At 71.6% G+C, this 17,115-nt stretch carries 22 protein-coding genes; 20 read left to right on the plus strand and 2 right to left on the minus strand.

The window, feature by feature from the left end; genetic code table 11:
* Nucleotides 1-36: 36 nt before the first annotated feature.
* The 15 genes from ACZ6S0_RS50710 (at nt 37) to ACZ6S0_RS50780 (ending at nt 12,034) form a co-directional block, all read left to right on the plus strand.
* The gene (locus ACZ6S0_RS50710; protein WP_465927962.1) at nt 37-2,187 is read left to right on the plus strand and encodes a hypothetical protein; all 2,151 of its coding nucleotides are present in this window, start codon (nt 37-39) and stop codon (nt 2,185-2,187) included.
* Between the two features lie 246 nt (nt 2,188-2,433).
* Nucleotides 2,434-2,856, plus strand: coding sequence for a hypothetical protein (locus ACZ6S0_RS50715; RefSeq protein ID WP_465927964.1), 423 nt, complete (start codon nt 2,434-2,436; stop codon nt 2,854-2,856).
* A gap of 41 nt (nt 2,857-2,897) precedes the next feature.
* A complete protein-coding gene (locus tag ACZ6S0_RS50720; protein ID WP_465927966.1) occupies nt 2,898-3,338 on the plus strand; it encodes an HIT family protein in 441 nt (146 codons plus the stop codon).
* 8 nt (nt 3,339-3,346) lie between these two features.
* The gene (locus tag ACZ6S0_RS50725; protein ID WP_465927968.1) at nt 3,347-3,877 is read left to right on the plus strand and encodes a nucleoside 2-deoxyribosyltransferase domain-containing protein; all 531 of its coding nucleotides are present in this window, start codon (nt 3,347-3,349) and stop codon (nt 3,875-3,877) included.
* Nucleotides 3,878-3,994: 117 nt separating this feature from the next.
* Nucleotides 3,995-4,402, plus strand: coding sequence for a hypothetical protein (locus ACZ6S0_RS50730; RefSeq protein ID WP_465927970.1), 408 nt, complete (start codon nt 3,995-3,997; stop codon nt 4,400-4,402).
* Nucleotides 4,403-4,476: 74 nt separating this feature from the next.
* Entirely contained in the window at nt 4,477-4,947 is a 471-nt protein-coding gene (locus tag ACZ6S0_RS50735) for a hypothetical protein (RefSeq protein WP_465927972.1), read from the plus strand.
* Between the two features lie 112 nt (nt 4,948-5,059).
* Nucleotides 5,060-5,566, plus strand: coding sequence for a Pycsar system effector family protein (locus ACZ6S0_RS50740; RefSeq protein ID WP_465927974.1), 507 nt, complete (start codon nt 5,060-5,062; stop codon nt 5,564-5,566).
* Nucleotides 5,563-6,144: a hypothetical protein gene (locus ACZ6S0_RS50745; protein WP_465927976.1), complete on the plus strand. Its 582-nt coding sequence runs from the start codon at nt 5,563-5,565 to the stop codon at nt 6,142-6,144. Before ACZ6S0_RS50740 ends, ACZ6S0_RS50745 begins: the two co-directional genes overlap by 4 nt.
* Nucleotides 6,141-7,118, plus strand: coding sequence for a DUF5131 family protein (locus ACZ6S0_RS50750; RefSeq protein WP_465927978.1), 978 nt, complete (start codon nt 6,141-6,143; stop codon nt 7,116-7,118). The genes ACZ6S0_RS50745 and ACZ6S0_RS50750 overlap by 4 nt, the downstream gene beginning before the upstream one ends.
* Nucleotides 7,115-7,462 (plus strand): hypothetical protein, encoded by a 348-nt coding sequence (locus ACZ6S0_RS50755; RefSeq protein ID WP_465927980.1) that lies wholly within the window; start codon nt 7,115-7,117, stop codon nt 7,460-7,462. Before ACZ6S0_RS50750 ends, ACZ6S0_RS50755 begins: the two co-directional genes overlap by 4 nt.
* Nucleotides 7,455-8,048: a hypothetical protein gene (locus tag ACZ6S0_RS50760; RefSeq protein WP_465927982.1), complete on the plus strand. Its 594-nt coding sequence runs from the start codon at nt 7,455-7,457 to the stop codon at nt 8,046-8,048. Before ACZ6S0_RS50755 ends, ACZ6S0_RS50760 begins: the two co-directional genes overlap by 8 nt.
* On the plus strand, nt 8,048-8,425 hold the full coding sequence (locus ACZ6S0_RS50765) for an RRQRL motif-containing zinc-binding protein (protein ID WP_465927984.1): 378 nt from the start codon (nt 8,048-8,050) through the stop codon (nt 8,423-8,425). The genes ACZ6S0_RS50760 and ACZ6S0_RS50765 overlap by 1 nt, the downstream gene beginning before the upstream one ends.
* Nucleotides 8,426-8,575: 150 nt before the next feature.
* Nucleotides 8,576-9,298, plus strand: coding sequence for a hypothetical protein (locus ACZ6S0_RS50770; RefSeq protein ID WP_465927986.1), 723 nt, complete (start codon nt 8,576-8,578; stop codon nt 9,296-9,298).
* 65 nt (nt 9,299-9,363) lie between these two features.
* Complete coding sequence (locus ACZ6S0_RS50775; protein ID WP_465927988.1) at nt 9,364-11,166, plus strand: hypothetical protein; 1,803 nt, start codon at nt 9,364-9,366, stop codon at nt 11,164-11,166.
* Between the two features lie 151 nt (nt 11,167-11,317).
* Nucleotides 11,318-12,034, plus strand: a complete 717-nt coding sequence (locus ACZ6S0_RS50780; RefSeq protein WP_465927990.1) for a type II toxin-antitoxin system Phd/YefM family antitoxin — start codon at nt 11,318-11,320, stop codon at nt 12,032-12,034.
* 208 nt (nt 12,035-12,242) lie between these two features.
* On the opposite strand, the gene ACZ6S0_RS50785 is transcribed toward ACZ6S0_RS50780, so the two are convergent.
* Together ACZ6S0_RS50785 and ACZ6S0_RS50790 are read right to left on the minus strand one after the other, a co-directional pair.
* Nucleotides 12,243-12,599, minus strand: coding sequence for an STAS domain-containing protein (locus ACZ6S0_RS50785; RefSeq protein WP_465927992.1), 357 nt, complete (start codon nt 12,597-12,599; stop codon nt 12,243-12,245).
* Between the two features lie 66 nt (nt 12,600-12,665).
* The gene (locus ACZ6S0_RS50790) at nt 12,666-12,866 is read right to left on the minus strand and encodes a hypothetical protein (protein WP_344890662.1); all 201 of its coding nucleotides are present in this window, start codon (nt 12,864-12,866) and stop codon (nt 12,666-12,668) included.
* A 535-nt stretch (nt 12,867-13,401) separates the two neighbouring features.
* Here ACZ6S0_RS50790 and ACZ6S0_RS50795 point away from each other — a divergent pair.
* The 5 genes from ACZ6S0_RS50795 (at nt 13,402) to ACZ6S0_RS50815 (ending at nt 16,696) form a co-directional block, all read left to right on the plus strand.
* The gene (locus ACZ6S0_RS50795) at nt 13,402-14,394 is read left to right on the plus strand and encodes an SEL1-like repeat protein (protein ID WP_465927994.1); all 993 of its coding nucleotides are present in this window, start codon (nt 13,402-13,404) and stop codon (nt 14,392-14,394) included.
* A gap of 327 nt (nt 14,395-14,721) precedes the next feature.
* Entirely contained in the window at nt 14,722-15,384 is a 663-nt protein-coding gene (locus ACZ6S0_RS50800) for a RapZ C-terminal domain-containing protein (protein WP_465927996.1), read from the plus strand.
* A 167-nt stretch (nt 15,385-15,551) separates the two neighbouring features.
* Nucleotides 15,552-15,740, plus strand: coding sequence for a hypothetical protein (locus ACZ6S0_RS50805; protein WP_465927998.1), 189 nt, complete (start codon nt 15,552-15,554; stop codon nt 15,738-15,740).
* Nucleotides 15,737-15,949: a hypothetical protein gene (locus tag ACZ6S0_RS50810; protein ID WP_465928000.1), complete on the plus strand. Its 213-nt coding sequence runs from the start codon at nt 15,737-15,739 to the stop codon at nt 15,947-15,949. Before ACZ6S0_RS50805 ends, ACZ6S0_RS50810 begins: the two co-directional genes overlap by 4 nt.
* Before the next feature lie 327 nt (nt 15,950-16,276).
* A complete protein-coding gene (locus ACZ6S0_RS50815; RefSeq protein ID WP_465928002.1) occupies nt 16,277-16,696 on the plus strand; it encodes a hypothetical protein in 420 nt (139 codons plus the stop codon).
* Nucleotides 16,697-17,115: the final 419 nt, after the last annotated feature.

The following is a 17,115-nucleotide window of genomic DNA, read 5'->3' on the forward strand; positions in this document are numbered from 1 at the left end:
GACGACTTGCACCACCGATGACTGGAGATCGTTGTGATGGCCGCCAAGACACCCGCCAAGACCACCGTCAAGGCCGACTGGTCGCTCAAGCCGCGCGGAGCGGTCACGGCGACCGCGCAGGGCGCGCTCGCCCTGGCCGCCGTGGCCGTCGCCGGCGACCTGGCCGCTGTTGACCCCTGGTGGGGCGGGGCCGCCACCGCAGTCGGCGCCGTGGCCAGCGTGCTGCGTTCGGCCCACCTGGCCCACCCGCCCGCCGGGCTGCTGTACCGGTTGTGCTGCTGGCTCGGGGCCGGGTCGTGGGTGACCTACACGCTGGCCGCCGGCCTGTGGAGCCAGGGCGCCTGGGCCACGCTGGGCCTGGGCGCGATGGCGGCCGGGGTCCTGGCCCCGGTGGGGCGCACGACCGGCCGTAAGGCGCGCTCGCAGGGCACCGGCCGGGCGCTGGTGCTGAGGCGGACCGCGCAGGCCGGGGAGGAGTGGGAGCGCCGGATCGAGCGGGTGTGCCGGATGCGGGTGCAGGTCACCGGCGTGGTGCCGTGGCCGACCCGGTGCGGCTACGACGTGCACGTGGACCTGCCCGGCGCGGGGTCGACCCGCGCCCAGCTCGCCGCGGCCGCCGACGCGCTGGCCACCGATGCCCGCCTGCCCCAGGGCTGCGGCGTGGAGATCACCCCGGGCGAGCACCGCGGCGCCGTCGTCTTGCGGGTGGCCACGGTCAACCGGCTGACCGAGAACATCGACTACCCGGCCGACTACCGGCCCCGCTCGATCCTGGAGCCCTTCGCGCTGGGCGAGTACCGCGACTCCAGCCCCGCCGAGGTGATGCTGCGCGAGGCGTCCGCGCTGGTCACCGGCAAGAAGGGGTCGGGCAAGACCACCACGCTGCACGCGCTGACCGCCGGGATCGGGCTGTGCCGCGACGCGCTGGTCTGGCACATCGACCTCAACGGCGGCGGCATGAGCCAGGCCTGGCTGCACCCGTGGTTGGAGGGCGGCTCGGACCGGCCGGCCGTCGACTGGGCCGCCGCCACCCCCGAGGAGGCGGTGACGATCGCCGAGACCGCGCTGGCGATCGCCAAGGACCGCAAGAAGTCCACCCGCGCCCTGAAGATCCAGGCCAACTCCAGCTTGATGCCGGTCAGCCGCGAGCTGCCCGAGATCGTCGTCATCGTGGACGAAGGGGCCGAGGCGCTCGCCCCGGCCAACCGCGACCCGGTGCTGCGCGCCCTGCGCGAGGCGCTGGAGGAGCTGCTGCGGATCGGCCGCAACGAGGCCTGCAACGTGGTCATCAGCTCTCTGCGCGCGACGCAGGACATGATCTCGGCGAACGTCAAGAAGCAGTCCGACGTCCGGGTCGGCATGTATGTGACCGATGAGGAGGAGCTCTCCTTCCTGTTCGGCTGGAACCGCGGCCTGTCCCTGGCCGACCTGCCCGGCGTGGGCTGCGGCTTCATCCAGGCCGGCCAGGCGACGCCGCGCCCGTTCCGCTCCTACTTCATGCGGCCCGGCGACATCGTCCAGGCCGCCCAGGCCGTGGCCCGCATCCGCCCCGAGCTCGACCCGGCCGCCCGCCAGGTGGCCGGCCAGGTCTACACCACCCGCTACGCCCGGATGCGCAAGGCCTTCACCGACCTCGATGGCGTCCAGGAGGAGCTGGCCGGGGTACGCCAGACCCCTCCCGCCACCGCGCCCGCCGCTCCGCCCGCCCGGCCGCACCTGGCGCCCGTGCCGTGCGGCCCGGACGCCACCTCCTGGCCCGACCTGCGCGAGCTGACCCGCAAACCCGCCCCGGCGATGAGCTCGGCCGCCTCCTGGCCCGACCTGCCCCGGCCGCGCCAGAGCGACGCCCTGCGCGCTGAGCACATCCGCCCCCTGCCCGCCGCCCCCGCCGCCCCGGCGGCGGCGCGGCCGCTGCCGGAGATCCTGAGCCGCGCCCTGGCCGTCTTCGACGCCCAGCGCACCGGACGGCTGCACAGCGAGGAACTCGGCGCCGCGCTCGAGCTGAGCACGACCGCCCTGGCCGACCTGCTGCGCCCGCTGACCGTCACGCCGCTGCCGAACGCGTTCCTGCGCAACGGTGAGCGGGGCCGCGGCTACGAGCGGGCTGACCTGCAGACGGCTGCGGAGCGTATCGCCCGCGGCGAGCTGGACGTGCCGGCGGAGGTCGCCGCGTGGCCCGCCGCGTGAGTGTGGGGGTCCCACGTGCGGCCCCCACGCCCCCACACCCCCGCACGTGTGCCCCACACACCCATCCGACCAGCGGAAACAGCCGCCTGTGTGGGGGTGTGCGGGGGCCGGGAACTTGGGGGTTCCCGGGTCTGGGAGCCCGCAGACCCCCCAACCTTCCAGACCCCCACACCCCACAACCGTCCCGGGATCGCACCGCGCCACCAGCCCGCCGAACATCACGCACCGTCACCGAATGGAGGACCGATGACCGTCAACCCGATCGCCGCCGCGGCGGCCGACCTCAACGCCGTGGCCGCCGCGCACGCCCCGCTCGACATGTGGCAGGTCGCCCACGAACTGGACGAGATCGCGGCCGTGGACGACTTCACCGCCACCGCGATCCGCACCTACAGCCGGCACCTGGAAGGCGAGTACCCGATCGACCAGGCCGTGCTCGACGCCCTGGAAAACCTCGCCCGCGCCCACGCCGACCTCGTGACGATCGCCGAACAGATCGGCCCGCTGTTCCGCCAGGCCCACGAGATCGACCTGAGCCGCGGCGAGACGCCCCGCACCAGCGAGCACCTGTGGAACGTCGCCGGCGGAGCCCCGCACACCGAGCCGGACCTGTGCCCCGGCTGCCCGCCCGACTGCCCCCGCCGCGGCACCCCGCACAGCCGCCCGTAGACCCGAGCCCCCTACCTGCGCCTGAAGGAGGCAACCACACCATGACCGTCAACACCGCCTTGCCCGACCGGCTGGCCGAACCCCTCACTCAGCGAGCCATGACTGCCCAGCCCACAACCTGCGTGTTTTGCGCCATCGCGGCCGGAGAGGCCCCGGCCGCCATCGTTCGGCGGTGGGACGACCACGGGGTGCTCGCCATCCGCCCACGCGGCGGCGTCAACGACGGGCACGTCCTGGTCATCCCCACCACCCATGTGGCGGACGCCGGAGTCGACCCCGATGTGTCCGCCCGCACCATGGCCTGTGCCGCCGAGCTGATGGCCGGGCATCCAGACGCGAACATCATCACCTCCAAGGGCAGCGAGGCCACCCAGACCGTCTTTCACCTGCACATCCACGTGGTCCCCCGCGAACAGGGCGACGGGCTCCCGCTGCCCTGGACCACGCAGCAGACCACCGCGACGCCTGGAGGTATCCGATGACACACACCATGACCGTGATCTACGCCCGCGAGCCGATCCCGGCCTGCGGCCCGACGGTCTTCCTTGCCGGGCCGACCCCTCGCGCCGGCGGCGACGTCGAATCCTGGCGTCCCGCCGCCATCGAGGAACTGGCCGCCCAGTGGACCGGCCAGAAGCTCATCGTCCTCACGCCCGAGTCGCGAGGCGGCAAGCGCGCCGAGCACTACGACGATCAGGTCGGCTGGGAGACCGACGCCCGCGCCGCCGCCGACGCCATCCTCTTCTGGATACCGCGCGACCTGCGTACCCTGCCCGGTTTCACGACCAACGTTGAATTCGGCCTCGATGTCGCGACCGGCCGCGCCGTCCTCGGCTGCCCTCCGGATTGCCCGAATCCCGAGCGGAACCGGTACCTGATCTATGTGGCCCGCCGCCACGGCGTGCCCGTGCGCACGACGCTGCACGAGACCGTGGCCGCCGCCCTGGCCCTCATCGCCACGCCGGCCACCCGCAGCACTCAGTACGGGGGTGAGGAACCGGTGGATAGCCGTTGGCGCTGAGAACGATCAAGGAGCGCTCACGGCTGCAGGCCCCGTTCGGTGCCGCTGCTGACCACCAGCCGGCAGCCCGGACGACGACCCGCACGAACGAACCACACCACCACCGGAAGGACGATCATGACCGACGACACCGACTGGACCACCTGGTTCGCGGAGACCGAGCCCGGCGGCCAACCCGCCGAGCCGCCCGCCCCGGCCACGCCGCCAGCCACGCCGCCGGCCCTGCTGGCGAACCTGCGCAGCCAGGACCCAGCTGCGCTCAACCTCGCCCACGCCCGCGCCGCCGCGCTGAACTGGGTCAGCCGGCTGACCACCGGCAGGCACGACCCGCTCGCGGTGCTCCGCAACGCCGAGCCGGTCCTGGAGTTCCTCGCGGCCGCCACGGATGAGGACGATCTGCGGCTGCGCCGCATGGCGGCGGACCTGCAGTCGGCCAACGACGACGAGCGCGAGCCCGACGACGACGGCGCCGGCTTCGCGCTGCGCGCCGCCGTCCTGTACGGCGCCATGACCGGCACCGCATGAACACCGCGTACACCCCGCACACCGCCCCCGTAGACCCGGCCACTCGCCGACTCAACCGAGGAGACAGATTCCCGATGACCACCACGACCATCCAGCGGCCGCCGCACGCCGAAGCCCGGCACCTGCTGGCCTGCGCCGCCGAACGCGCCCGCCAGAATCCCGGCCTGCTGGCCCACCCGATCGACCACGCCGTCCTGCAGGCCGTGCTCGGCGCCACCGGCGCGCTGCTGGGCGACCGGCGCGGCGGTGAGCGCCTGGCGGAGGCTGGCGACCAGTTGCACGCCTGCATCGCGGACGGTCAGGCCGACGCGCAGGAGGCAGCCGTCGCACACACCCTGCTGGCCCTCCTGTACGCCCTGGCCCTCGACGTCGACGGCCGGGCACTGAACCACCTGCAGGAGGCCGACGACCTGGCCGACACGAGCTTCACCGACGGCGACCTGCTGGTGCAGTCCGCGCTGGCCGCCCTGGCCTACGCGCTGATGGCGACCGCATCGCCCTGGCAGCGGCTGAAGACCCCGGCCGCCAGGCGTCCGTCCGCCTGACCACACCCCGGGACGGGCGCGCATCACCGCGGTCTATCCGCCAAGACCGGCCGCGGTGGGCGCGCCCGCACAACCCCATCCACCCGATAGATCAGAAAGGGCTGTTCCCATCATGACGCAAACCACCGATGCGGCCGTCTTCCCCGGCGCGCTGACGGTGCTGGCACGCGAAACCGACGCGGTGCGCGCCGAGCTCGCCCGCGTCGACGCCAAGGCCAACACCCTGCTGGCGTTCACGCTCGGCTGGTTGACGGCCATCGTCGCGCTGGCCGCGGCCGGCCCGAGCACGCCGGCGTGGGGCGCGGTCGCGCTGTGGCTGGCTGGGCTGGTCCTGGCCCTGGTCGCGGTCGTGCTGCTGCTCACGGTGCGGCCGCGCCTGCCCCGCACCGGCGGGACCGGCTTCGTCGCCCACGCCCGCGCCCGGTCCGGCGCCGACCTGCTGACCACCCTGGCCGGTCAGGGCCGCGGCGCCCGGGAAGCCGCCGACAACCTGCACCTGCTGTCGAGGATCGCCCAGGCCAAGAACGGCCTGATCCGGCTGGCCGTCGACCTCATGCTCGCCGATCTCCTCCTCCTGGCCGCCGCGCTGCCCCTGATCATCGCCGGGAGGATCGCATGAGCCCGCAACGGAACGACGACGCTCGGCAGCCGTCGGCCGCCGTTACGGTGCTGCTGGGTGAGTACGACGCCCTGAAAGCCGAACAGCGCTCCCGGATCGGCTTCCGCGACAACCTGTTGTACGCCACGCTGACCGCGGCCGCGGCGATCGCCGCCGTCACCGCCACGGCCGGACGGCTGGAGCTGCTGCTGGTGCTCCCCCTGGCCGGGATCGTGCTCGGCTGGACGCACCTGCACAACGACCACATGATCACCGCGATCGGCCGGTACGTACGCGACCGGCTCGGGCCGCGCCTGCAGGCGCTGGTCGACGGGGTCTCCGACCTGCCGATGTTCGAGTGGGAGAGCGACGGCCGCGGCGATGTGCGCCGCGTCTCGCGTAAGTGGCTGCAGCTGGCGGTGAACCTGGCCGCGTTCTGCGTGCCGCCGCTGGCCGCCCTGATCGTGGTGTGGGCCGCGGGCCCGCGCACGCCGGCGGTGCTGGCCGTCTCCGTCCTCGAGGCGGCCGCGCTGGCCGTCCTGGCCGTGCAGATCACCCGCTACGCCGAGCTGGCCAGCGTGCGGCAGGTGACGCGATGAACCTCAACACCGCGATCGAGTGGACCGACACCAGCTGGAACCCGGTGCGGGGCTGCACCAAGGTCAGCGAGGGCTGCGACCACTGCTACGCCGAGGCGATCGACAACCGCTGGAACGGGCCCGGCGCCTTCGCCAACGTACGGCTGGTGCGTGAGGTCCTGGACGCGCCGCTGCGCTGGCGCGACCCGCGCATGGTGTTCGTCAACTCCATGGGCGACCTGTTCCACGACGCTGTGCCGGACGACTTCATCGTCGAGGTGTTCACCCGGATGTGGTGGGCGCCCAAGCACACCTTCCAGGTTCTCACCAAGCGTCACGCGCGCATGGCCGCCCTGCTGCCCCGGATCGAGGCGCATCTGCGCGCCCGCGAGGCCGACCTGGCCCTGCTCGACGCTCCGACCCCGCTGGTGTGGCCGCTGCCGAACGTGTGGCTCGGCGTCAGCGTGGAGAGCCAGCGCTGGGCCGACATCCGCATCCCCGCGCTGCTGCGCACCCCGGCCGCCGTCCGGTTCCTCAGCGTCGAACCCCTGCTGGGCCCCGTCGACCTGTCGTCCTGGCTGGGCGTGGAGTGGATGGAGTCCTTCCAAGGGTGGGGCGGCGAACTGCTGGCCAGCCTCGCCGGCCGGGTCGGCCCCGGCGGGGGTGTGGGCTGGGTCATCGCCGGCGGCGAGTCCGGCCCCGGCGCCCGCCCGCCGCACCCGGACTGGCTGCGCACCCTGCGCGATCAATGCCAGGCCGCCGAGGTCCCGTTCTTCTTCAAGCAGTGGGGCCAGTGGACCCCGGACCTGTCCGGCGGCGGCCGCCAGGTCGACGTGCCGCCCGACGGCCACACCCTGCCCCCCTCGGAGGCCCCGGCGGAGGCCTCGCCTGAGGGCAGCGTCCGGATGCGCCGCGTCGTCAGCAAGCACCAGGCCGGGCGCGAACTCGACGGCCGCACCTGGGACCAGATGCCCGCCGGGGCGGTGACCCGATGACGGACACCACCACGCCCTGCTGGGTGCTGACCAACCGCGACGGCGAAGACTTCGACGACGCAGATGGCGTGCCGCACTTCCCGACCCAGGAGAAAGCAGCCGGCTGGGCGGTGAACCTCACCGATGCCTGGAACCCGCGCCAGCTCGGCCACACGTGCGTGACGGTCACCTGCACCTGCTGCCAGTACGCCTACGACGAGGACGAAGACGGGCTGGCGCACTTCGCCGACATGGCGGAGGCGGAGAAGGCGCTCGCCGACTTCTGGAGTTTCGCCGGCGGCCAGGCGAAATGCGACGCCTGCACGGCCGGGCCGTGCGACCCGGAGCGAGGCGACCATGGCTGAGACCCCCACCACGGCCACGCTGTCCGAGGTCGAGGCCATCGGCGCGTTGCTGGAGCGTCTGCCCCTCGCCACCCCGGCGGAGGTGCTGGAGCTGGGCCGTAGCTGCCCGCACCGCCACGTCGCCAACCAGGCCGACCGCCTCCACACCCGCCTCGCGGCGGTCAGCGGCCAGCGGCCCGCCGAGCGGTGGATGGCCGACCTGGAGAAGCTGCGTACCCGCCTGGCCGGCCTGATCACCACTGCGCATGAGCAGGCAGCCGCCGCCGAAGCGTGGCTGCGCGACCTCGAACAGGAGACGGCCCCGGACGACCCGGAGCCCCCCGCCACCCTGCGGCAGACCACCGAACCGTCCCCGCCATCCCCGGCGGCCGCGCTGGCGCGGCCGCGCGGCCGCCGGGACGCCACCGGCCCCGCCAGCTCGAACGAGCCGGCCCGGCCGCCGGTACGGCGACGCGATCAGCGCCAGATCGGGTCGACGCAGCCCAACTCCGACGACCAGGCGCTCGTGCGGCGGCTGTGCCACCGCATGGCCGCCAGCCCGGCCGAGGCGGACGAGCTGATCGCCATGCTCGGGGTGGTGGGCTGATGGGCCGCCGTGTCTTCTGGGACCCCACCGGGCGCCGTTTCGGCGGTCTGCCCACCTTCCCCTGGCGGATGGCGCCCGACGGGCTGGCCACGCGCAGGCAGCTACGCGCGGCCGGGTTGCGGCCCGGCGGCCAGGAACCGGCGGCTCAGCTCATGTGGCGCTCGCGCCGCTACCGGTCCGGGGTGCGGGTGGCCTACCTGTACGAGGTCGCCAAGGCCAAGCCGCGCCGTACCCCCACTGCCGCCCAGCTGCAGGCGCTGGGCAAGGCGCTGGCCGCCCGCCGGGTGTGCCCCGAGTGCGGCGTCGAACAGACGTACTGCATCCCCACCCGTTATGGAGCCTGCCTGTCCTGCCACGGCTGGGAGCTCGCCACGTGACCATCGCTGAGCCGCTGCGGCTGCTGCGGGTCCCCGCCCGGCTTACGGCCGGGCGGGGTGCCCGGGGCGTCCGCCCCAACACGACAAAGCCCCAGGCGTTCATCCGACCAAGAACGCACGCCCGGGGCCCCCATAGCAGGGAGGTCCACCATGTCACAGAAGCCCGACGCGTCCTACCGCAAGGCCCAGAGCCGCCTGACTCGCGAGGCCGCCGAGGCGTACCAGCGCCCGGACTGGGGCCAGGAGGACGACCACGCCCGGATCGCGTACGACCGGGGACCTGCGCCGGTCGACGCGGGTCAACGGAAAGGGCCGGCGGACGAAGTGAAGGTGCGGATCCCCGCCTGGCCGATGCCGGGCGGGGACCCCGGGGCGCCCGCCCGGCACGCAACGGACCGGCGCGACGGCGTGCCGGTCCGACACGCCGTAAACACCCCGAAATGGGGCGTAAGCAGGGATTCTGACAAAGATCACGAACTGCTAGTAAAGGGATTCGGGCTGTCTGTCAAGAAGTCTGGTAATGATCTGGTCATGTCGGCGCCGTACGCGGCCGGCCCGCCCCACCCTCGTGCGTCGGTGCCCGATCTGCGCCCCTCCCGCCCTGTTTGGGGTCGCCATGCGCGACACGCCAGGCACAACGTCGGCGCGTACGGCACCACATACGGCGCGTTCATGGAAGGATGCGGGACTGACTACTCATCGATCTTGACCGGAGTGGCCCAGGACAACAAAAAACGCCCCGCTGGATGCGGGGCGGCGTTGCAGACAACTTCATCAACTAAGTCGCGTTTTGGAACGATCAGCTCCGATGCTTTGGCGGGCGAAGAGCGGATCGACCTCGACGGGATTTTTCACGTCTGGGGACGACCATAGCAGGCAGCCAGGCGGTTAGCCCACTGCGCCCTGAAGACACGCCGGGGCGTTCGCAAACCGCATCCTTGATTCCGCCGCCCGATTCCGGGCCCGGCGACGAGCACGTCGGCGAGCCGGCGCCGTGGGCGTGGCGGTACGCGCATTACGAAGGTCCTGACGAGCTGCCCCGGCTGGCGCCGGAGTTGTGGTGGCGGCTGGTGCAGCTGCTGGTCTCGCGGGGGGAGCACCTCCATCTGTGCGCGTACCGGCTGGGCAAGCACCTGCAGCTGAGGTGCGCCGACAAGCGCGGCCTGATCGGTGACATCGATGAGGCGCTGGAGAAGTACGCGGCCAAGCACCAGGTCAGCAAGCGCACCGGGTGGATCGACCTGGGCCGGTTGATGGAGGCCGGGCTGCTGCGTCAGGTGCACGCGGCCGCCCCCGAGCGTAAGGCCTGCTACGCCCTGGTGATGGACCTGGCCGCGCTGCCGGACGACTTGCCCAAGACGCTGGCTGAGGCGCTGCGCCGGCACATCGACAACCCGATCACCATCGCCAAGGGCGGCCAGACCAAGGCCGCTGTCGATGAGGGCCTGGCGGAGTCGGAGGTGGTCCGGTACGGCTCAGCGGTGGCCCGCCGCGGCGTCCCCCGCGAGCCGATCATGACCGCTCTTGGCTGTGGAAGACTTCACACGTCTCCTTATACACGCGAGGGACTCCCCCCTCCCCAGTCACATCCGTCACAGGGGTCCCGGCCGGCGCGTCGTCGGCCGGTGTTCGGGGGGCAAGATTCCGGCGAGGAGAAGGCCGCCGCCCTTTACTTTGTAAAGGGCCTGGCTCCGGACTGGGCGCAGCAGCGAGACGGCCAGGTGCCCTCGGACGCCGAGCTGGCCGAACTGGCGCATCTGGTCATGCTCCTGCTGCGGCACATGCCCGAATCGGAGGCGCGCGAGCTGCTCACCACGCAGGTCGCCACCGCCACCAACCTGTGCGGAGTGCTGCGCTGGCGCATCGGCCGCACCCTGGCCAAACTGCGCCGCGCCGCCCGCCACGCGGCCGTCCTGCGGGTGGACGACGACGGCCGCCGACACCAGGCCTGGCTGGAGGCCAACGCCGCCCGCAACGCCGACAACGCCGCCCGCAAGGCCGAAGTCGTCGCCCTCGCCCGCCAACTCGCCCACACCGCCACCACACCACGCCTGGACAGCGAACGGGACCGACTGCGCGCCCGACTCGAGCCCCGAAACGCCGCACAGCCCTCAGCGGCCCCCAGCGCCCCGCAACCCCCCTCCCGGGGGCATCGGTCCAACCCGCCCCCGAACGACAGCCTCGATGGCTCTCCGCAGCCCGGCAGGCTCGATTCCGTGATCGTCCCGCCGCCGATCATCGCGGTCGACGACGACGGCCGCCGGCACGCCGCACTCATGGCCGCCAACGAGGCGGCCAACGCCGAAAACGCCGCCCGCAAGGACGAGCTCGTCGCCCAGGCCCGCGCCATCGCCGCGGCGCGCACCACCGGAACCGCACCGCCCCCGGCCGACGACCGGGTCGTCGACCCGGCCGACACCGTGGTGCGCGCCCCCCTGCAGGACCGCCTGGCCGACCTGATGACCGGCAGCGGCAACGCGCCCCACGAGCCGCCACCAGGCCAGTCCCGCGCGGTGGCCCTGCGGGTGGACGACGACGGCCGCCGACACCAGGCCTGGCTGGAGGCCAACGCCGCCCGCAACGCCGACAACGCCGCCCGCAAGGCCGAAGTCGTCGCCCTCGCCCGCCAGCTCGCCCACACCGCCACCACCGCGCGTACCGCCGAGGCCTCCGCCGAGCCGGAGCGGACCCTGCAGGACCGGCTGGCCGACATTCTGGCCAAGCGCGCCAGACGCCGGTAGCCGCCCGCCTTAACGTAAAACGATCATGAACGGCGTTCGATTGTGTACACAAAGGATTTCCGTGGGCGACGCCGGGGCGGCCCATCTGGAGCCCCAGTCGGTGTGCGGGTTCCCGTCCGACCCGCGTCGGGTTGTGTACACAATGCGGATCATGAAGAAGATCGGGATTCGGGACGCCCGCGCCCGCCTGGCCGAACTCATCGAGGCGGCCGGCGGCGGCGACCCGGTCGTGCTGACCCGGCGCGGCCCGGGCCGCAGCGAGGCCGTGCTGCTGCCGGTCGAGGCGGCCGCGGTGTGGCAGCGCCACCTCGCCGAGCAGGAAGCCGAGCGTGAGCGGCGTGCGCAGGAGAAGGCATTGGGCGAGCGGCTGCCGGCGACCAAGCGGGTGCCGGTCTGCCCGTACTGCAAGTCCTCCTTCCTGCAGGTCGCCTACACCGGGCCTGTGGTCAACGCCCTGGTCAACACCGCCGACCCGGCCGCCGGTGTCCAGGACGTCGTCGTCGACCCCGACGTCGGCCAGCTCGACAAGGTGGCGTGGGTGCGGTGCGCCTCCTGCTGGGAACCCCTGGCCGACGGGCCCCGCCAGCACGGCTCCCCCGCGCACCGCGCGGCCATCGAGATCGCCGAGAACGCCTCCTGGGCCGACGTGCCATGGGAGGCGACCGACCCCTGGGTGGTCAAAGAGCAGGAGATGGGCCGCTCCTCCCGGATCGTGCTGCAGCACGACCTGGCCCGTGGCAAGGTCCAGCGGGTCAGCATGTGGGAGTACATCACCGGCATCACCGACGCCGAACGCGAACAGATGCGCGCCGAACGGCTGGCCCGCGGCGAGCCCTACGACTACGACCTGTGGGACGACGAAGCCTGACCCCCTCGCAGCCAGCCCGCGATGATCGACGGCCGTCAGCATGCCAGGGTGGGAGAGGGGCCTGGCCTTCTCCTGGGAGGAACGCCAGGCCCTTTCCTCGAGATCGAGCACATCGTGCGCCGACGGGCCGCCCCCGGCGCCCGGCCGTGGTCTGCCGTCAGCGCAACAGCACGACGGCGACGACCGGGCTGCTGACCCGTTGCCAGGATCACGCACGTGCGTGCAGCGCTGCGAGGATGGCCTGTTCCACGCTGTGATGCACGGTCAGGACGAGTCTGGCCCCGGTGTTGTTCAGCAGCCGGGTGGGTGCCTGCTGCAGGGACGCCAGGTGCAGGTCGCCCCCGTGCCGGCGGACCAGGGCTCGGACGTTGAGCAGGACGCGCAGGCCTGAGTGGTCGAGATGCGGTACCTCGCTCAGGTCGAGCACCAGGTGATCGCCCGGCTGCCGGCGCGTCCGGCTGGCGAAGGCGTCCAGTTGGTCGACGTTGGCGGCGTCCAGGTCTCCGGCCATTGAGATCACGGTGACGCCGGGTATGTGCTGGTAGGCGAACGTCAGTGGGGCCATCACAGCTCCCCGGCAGCGGGTGGACCTTCTGGCGGGACGGGCACGGGTGAGAGCGGCCATCGGGGCTCAGTCCTGCGCACGTGTTGTTGTCAGGTACCTCGTGATGGCCAGGGCGAGGCCGACGAAGCCGGCGAAGCCAGCCGCTCCGGCCAGGACGGCCAGGGGCACGGGGGTGCCGCCCAGCCAGGCGAGGGCGCCGCCGGCGAAGGCGATGACGAGACCGGCGGTGACGATCACGGCCACCCAGAGTCCCCGGTTGTTGTTCATGGTGTTCCTCACGTCGTTGTGAAGGGTCGAGGTCCATGCGGGCGTACGGGCCTTTGCCCGGCGGCCCGGGGGCGTGCCGGCCATGGCGTCCCCGGGCCTGTCCCTGTGCCTCTCATCGGTTGGCGATCAATGCGCCTCAACGATGCGGGTGCTGCCGACCCCGCCGCCAGTGCTCCAAACGTCTCCGGATAACCCCGGAGTAGATCGTTCCCTTTTTGCTCGGGCGAAGATCAGCGCCTTCACCGCGGGTTTGGGTGGGCTGACCTCCCCTGATCGCTTCCGCTCGCCGCGCTTTCGGCGGGTCCTTTCGCGGGGATGCTCCGACGGCCTCCGGCGTCATCCGATGCCGTCCGGAGTCATCCGGGATCATCCGAGCCCTTCCGGGGACGTCCGGCCCTTTCCGTGCAGGTAAACCAGGGATTGATGCCGGACGAGGCGGGAAATGCGATCTCCCTCAAGTAGGCCATCAGTTGATGCCAATATGACTTCCGCTACTACCTGTAGATCATGGATCACTCATTTTCGGCTAGGAGCGATGGAAGAACATCGCGTTGCGCCGCTATGCGCCTTCATCGACCAGCTCAAGGAGTTGCGTGAACTCGCCGGCTCCCCATCGCTGGCCGAGCTGCGCCGACTGTCGAAGAAGGATAATTCCGGAACATCTAAGGAGCTGACGGAAAGCACCACACATGACATTTTGTCTGGTAAGCGAAAGAAGGTTCCTGATTGGTCTTGGGTGTCTTCCTTCGTGACAGCCTGCGCAATCGCCGGTGACCAGACCGGCCTGGACGCGCGGGTCATGGGGGATCGTTCGGCCTGGCATCGCCGATGGCGGGCTGCCCGGGAGGCCCAGCAGGGCCCACCGGCCGTGCCGGCTGCGAGCGCATCCTTGCCCGCACAACGGTCCACCGCGGACAAGAGGCCGCCGCAGCTACCGGTGTTCATCTCGCCGCCGCCGCCGTTGTCGGAGGAGGAGCAGCGGCTGTTGGAGATCTACGGCAGGACCGGCGTCCGCCTGCTACGCCGCAGCGACCCCGGCAACAGCCAGGACTGCATGCGCCTGGCGGTCATCGCGTGCTTGAAGGGCTGGCCCGAAGAGGCGCGCACGTGGCTGCACCGGGCCGGCGCCGCGGGGAACCAGGCGGCCGTCGACCTGCTGCACGAGCCCGGCTGGAAGGAGACGGCCGCCAAGCTGGCCTTCCATTTCGGCCAGGAGCATCAGCGAGCGGATCGCGACCGGCCCAGCACCGCGATGTTCCTCTACCGGCTGGCCGGCGACCACGGACACAGCGGGGCGGCCTTCCATCTGGGGGTGCTCCACCGGAACAAGGGAGAGGACTGGGCGGCCGCGAGCTGGCTCAGGCGCGCCGCCGTCGACGGCCATTCTCTGGCGGCGATCGAGTTGTACGGAGTCTCCGAGCAACTCACCCAGACCTCGTGGGAGGACGTCGAGAGGATGTTCGAGGAGCTGGCACAGCCGGATCCGCCCCCGGCGGCCGGTGACTCCCACCCACCGACGGCCACCTGAGGCCGCGCTGGCCATCACGATCTCGCCTCCCCCGGAGGTGAGCAGCCTGGCTCCCCCTCCAGCAGCCTGCACTCACCAGCAACGTGTCTATCAGTAATCACGTTGCCACTTCAGGTGAACAATCAACTTTTCCTCGGCGCGCGGGCACGCGAATGGCGGGCCTCAAGGCTGGCGCGTCCGAATCTTGTCTCCGACCTGCGATTTCGTCGAGGGCTCTGAGGAGCGTGGCGCTGCGCGGGCGTATCCGGGTTGAACCGAAAATCCAATACGGGCCCGCGATATGTCGAATCAATTGACATGTCGAATAGCTCGACACATACTTTGGGTATGACGACGAACGAACCGCCCCCGGGGCCGCGCGAAGCCGCGTTGCGGGCGCTGGCCAACTGGGCCGCCTCGCAGAAACAGGTCCGGCCCCGGCTGACGGCCGCGGCCTGGCGAGCCGGCGAACACAACATCCGGGCGCTGGCACGCGCCGCCGGCGTCGCCCGCGACACCGTCTACGCCGACCTGGCGGCCGAGGGCATCGACTACCGCGACCGCTCGAGCAAGACCGAGACGGTGACCACGTACTCGCCCGGCTCCTACCTGCTGCAGGTGGTCCTCACCAGCTACGGCGTGCTGCACCGCGACCCGCCGCAGGAGAGCGGCCTGGCGGTGAACCTCACCACCGCGTTGCGCAACCCGCCCGACGACCCCGCAGTGCGCGAGCGGATGGTCCAGCTCACCGGCCTGGACCCGGAGGTGCGCGCGTACGTGCTGGACACCCCCGGCGCCCTGGAGATCGTCGGCCGCACCGCCGACCAACTCCGCACTCTGGTCGACGGCTGGGGCAACCCCACCCGGATGCTCGTGCGCGGGTTCTTCTTCTGCCGCGGCGGCCGCCACCGATCCGTCGTGATCGCCGAAGAGGTCGCCACCTGGCTCCGCGGCGCCGGCCTCGGCGTCGAAGTCGACCACCTCGACATCAACGAACCGGTCGCCACCTGACCGCGCGTTTGTGATCACGCAGGAGAGGAGGACAGCAGGCCCCTGGCGGCCGGGCCACCCAAGGCCCCGCCACAGAATACGAAAACAGAAGACAAAACCAGTGGTGACCGCGCCGATCCCGGCAAAGAGAGAGCGCGGCCACCGCTCCACAAGGGAGTGACTTCAGCATGGCACAGCCCAAGCACGATGCCGCCTACGACAAGACCCACTCGCGCCTCACCCGCGAGGCCCACAACAGCTACGTCAACGACGTGGACTCGGGACCCGAGAGCCCGTCCGCGCGCAGGACCTACGACATGAACCTGCGCCGGTCGATGCCGGTCGACGGCAAGGGCCGCCAGGGCCGACGGTCATGAACCGGCACCGCAGCCACGAGCCCGACGACGACGGCGACCTCGGTCTCGTCATCAAGGGCAACACCGGCCCCGTCCACCTGGGTAACGGTGACATCACCGCCAACACCGTCGTGCTGAGCGGCGACGGCCTCACCTTCGTCGCCGGAGACAACCCCGCCGGAGTCTCCAAGTCGTTCGGCGGCAAGAAGAACAAGAGGAAGCGCAAGTAGCGGCCTCAAGCAGCCGCCAGAGAGCTCCCCGGCCCGTCAGCGCAACAGCACGACAGCGACGACCGGCATGCTGACCGTCGCCAGGATCACGCATAACCGCAGTGTCGCCCCCCAGTCTTTGATCGCTTCCCGTACGATGCGCCAGTTGATCTGCATGGTCGGCTCCTCTCCGTTTCGGCTCATGCCTCAGCGTGGCGCCCGCCGATATGAGGTCCGGTAGGTGATCGGGTACGTGGTCCGGCAGATCCTGAACGGGGGGACGATGATGGCCCCCGCCCGTCGGCGACGCCCTGGCCACGTCTTGGGCGGCGGCGTACCGTGGCGGTCGTGACCGTTGACAGCGCTGCGTGGGACATCCGCCACCAGCAGAACCTGATCGACCTGGCCGACGATCTGGCCGAGCTGGACGCGGCGCTGCTGGCGCAGCTGGACCCGGTCGACCGGGCCCGGCAGGTGCGCGCCCGGCAAGCGCTGTGGGAGTACGCGGACGCGATGTGGGACGAGGCCAAGGCCACCAAGCCCGGCGAGGGCAGCCCGGCGACCCGTAACCCCTACAACTGCGTGGCCGCGCTGCGCGACTTCGCCGACGAGCTGCTCGCCGCCGCGGTGCAGGCGCAGCAGGCGGCCGGCGAGACGGAGTCCGACGACGACGGCTCGGGCGATGTGGACATGTGGGCGGAGTACCGCACCAGCACCGGCATCGGTCGGCCCCGCTACACCCTGCCGGACCGCGCCCCCGGCGCCTGAACCCGCCGCGCCGTCGCCGAGTACCTCGCGCCCGCCCCCGACCCGGTCGCCGCCGGGCGTCGACGGGTTCCGTCCTCGGGGCACCTGACGAGCCGCGCGGCTCTGCACGACCGAACCCCCCGGCCAGGCCCGGGGGGTTCCACATTTTCAAGGTCGTTTGAGGACGTTCTGCTGGCACGGGACACTTGTGAATATCCTGGTCGTGAGTAGTCCCGGCCTGGGGAGAAGCGGGCCGGGGCTCTCCTGCGTCCAGCTCTCCTGCGTCCAGGGTGAGCGTTGACGCTCACGGCTTCTGGGTGCGCCGGCCTCTGCGGTGAGAGCGCATGATTTCGTCGGTCAGTAGCGACATCGTTTGTTGGTGAGTTTGGACAGCGGTTGGCGATCAACAGGCGCAGAAATGTTGGTGAGAAATGGCAGCA

It is taken from the genome of Nonomuraea sp. NPDC051298 (assembly GCF_055586305.1).

What these genes read in the sequence shown, in the direction of transcription:
- ACZ6S0_RS50715 (WP_465927964.1), top strand. Translation starts at nt 2,434, where the DNA reads ATGACCGTCAACCCGATCGCCGCCGCGGCGGCCGACCTCAACGCCGTG.
- ACZ6S0_RS50745 (WP_465927976.1), top strand. Translation starts at nt 5,563, where the DNA reads ATGAGCCCGCAACGGAACGACGACGCTCGGCAGCCGTCGGCCGCCGTT.
- ACZ6S0_RS50785 (WP_465927992.1), bottom strand. Translation starts at nt 12,599, where the DNA reads ATGGCCCCACTGACGTTCGCCTACCAGCACATACCCGGCGTCACCGTG.
- ACZ6S0_RS50740 (WP_465927974.1), top strand. Translation starts at nt 5,060, where the DNA reads ATGACGCAAACCACCGATGCGGCCGTCTTCCCCGGCGCGCTGACGGTG.
- ACZ6S0_RS50720 (WP_465927966.1), top strand. Translation starts at nt 2,898, where the DNA reads ATGACCGTCAACACCGCCTTGCCCGACCGGCTGGCCGAACCCCTCACT.
- ACZ6S0_RS50730 (WP_465927970.1), top strand. Translation starts at nt 3,995, where the DNA reads ATGACCGACGACACCGACTGGACCACCTGGTTCGCGGAGACCGAGCCC.
- ACZ6S0_RS50795 (WP_465927994.1), top strand. Translation starts at nt 13,402, where the DNA reads ATGGAAGAACATCGCGTTGCGCCGCTATGCGCCTTCATCGACCAGCTC.
- ACZ6S0_RS50760 (WP_465927982.1), top strand. Translation starts at nt 7,455, where the DNA reads ATGGCTGAGACCCCCACCACGGCCACGCTGTCCGAGGTCGAGGCCATC.
- ACZ6S0_RS50725 (WP_465927968.1), top strand. Translation starts at nt 3,347, where the DNA reads ATGACCGTGATCTACGCCCGCGAGCCGATCCCGGCCTGCGGCCCGACG.
- ACZ6S0_RS50780 (WP_465927990.1), top strand. Translation starts at nt 11,318, where the DNA reads ATGAAGAAGATCGGGATTCGGGACGCCCGCGCCCGCCTGGCCGAACTC.
- ACZ6S0_RS50755 (WP_465927980.1), top strand. Translation starts at nt 7,115, where the DNA reads ATGACGGACACCACCACGCCCTGCTGGGTGCTGACCAACCGCGACGGC.
- ACZ6S0_RS50750 (WP_465927978.1), top strand. Translation starts at nt 6,141, where the DNA reads ATGAACCTCAACACCGCGATCGAGTGGACCGACACCAGCTGGAACCCG.
- ACZ6S0_RS50765 (WP_465927984.1), top strand. Translation starts at nt 8,048, where the DNA reads ATGGGCCGCCGTGTCTTCTGGGACCCCACCGGGCGCCGTTTCGGCGGT.
- ACZ6S0_RS50805 (WP_465927998.1), top strand. Translation starts at nt 15,552, where the DNA reads ATGGCACAGCCCAAGCACGATGCCGCCTACGACAAGACCCACTCGCGC.
- ACZ6S0_RS50800 (WP_465927996.1), top strand. Translation starts at nt 14,722, where the DNA reads ATGACGACGAACGAACCGCCCCCGGGGCCGCGCGAAGCCGCGTTGCGG.
- ACZ6S0_RS50735 (WP_465927972.1), top strand. Translation starts at nt 4,477, where the DNA reads ATGACCACCACGACCATCCAGCGGCCGCCGCACGCCGAAGCCCGGCAC.
- ACZ6S0_RS50710 (WP_465927962.1), top strand. Translation starts at nt 37, where the DNA reads ATGGCCGCCAAGACACCCGCCAAGACCACCGTCAAGGCCGACTGGTCG.
- ACZ6S0_RS50790 (WP_344890662.1), bottom strand. Translation starts at nt 12,866, where the DNA reads ATGAACAACAACCGGGGACTCTGGGTGGCCGTGATCGTCACCGCCGGT.
- ACZ6S0_RS50810 (WP_465928000.1), top strand. Translation starts at nt 15,737, where the DNA reads ATGAACCGGCACCGCAGCCACGAGCCCGACGACGACGGCGACCTCGGT.
- ACZ6S0_RS50770 (WP_465927986.1), top strand. Translation starts at nt 8,576, where the DNA reads ATGTCACAGAAGCCCGACGCGTCCTACCGCAAGGCCCAGAGCCGCCTG.